This is a genomic window from Arhodomonas sp. KWT (assembly GCF_010993615.1).
This window is the reverse complement of sequence record NZ_WNXE01000881.1, coordinates 1-700: the sequence shown is the minus strand read 5'-3', so window position 1 is coordinate 700 and position 700 is coordinate 1. Positions and strand designations below refer to the sequence as shown.

1 protein-coding gene is annotated in these 700 nt (G+C 72.6%); it reads right to left on the bottom strand.

Annotation, left to right across the window (positions count from 1 at the left end; translation table 11 throughout):
* The coding region (dusB, locus tag G7A99_RS23035) for a tRNA dihydrouridine synthase DusB (protein WP_163144370.1) at positions 1–700 on the bottom strand (700 nt) is incomplete at both ends.

Here is a 700-nt window from a genome sequence, read left to right as displayed (position 1 = left end):
GGCGCGCCGCCTCGCCGCCGGGGCGCCCGGAGAGGTACCAGCCGATGTGCTTGCGCGCGATGCGTACGCCCTGGTGCGGGCCGTAGAACGCGTGCAGTGCATGCAGATGCCCGAGCATGACGGCCCGGACCTCGTCGACCGGCGGCGGTGGCAGATGCTCGCCGGTGCGCAGATAGTGCTCGATCTCGCGGAAGATCCAGGGCCGCCCCTGTGCGGCTCGGGCGATCATCACCCCGGAGGCGCCGGTGTAATCGAGCACCGCACGGGCGCGCTCCGCGGTGGTGATGTCGCCGTTGGCCAGGACCGGAATGTCCACGGCGGCACAGATCGCGCGCAGGGTCTCGTACTCGGCCTCGCCCCGGTAGGCCTCCCGGCGGGTGCGTCCGTGTACCGCCAGTGCCGCGATGCCGGCTGCCTGGGCCATCTCGGCGACGCGCACGCCGTTGCGCCGCTCGGGACTGACGCCGGTGCGGATCTTGAGCGTCACGGGTACGTCCACCGCCGCGGTCACCGCCCGGAGTATCTCCTGGACCAGCGCCTCGTCGGCGAGCAGCGCCGAGCCCGCCATGCGGTTGCAGACCTTCTTTGCCGGGCAGCCCATGTTGATATCGATGATCTCGGCGCCGTCGGCGACGTTGTCGGCCGCCGCGCGTGCGAGCATGGCCGGGTCGGCGCCCGCGATCTGGACCGCGCGCGGTCC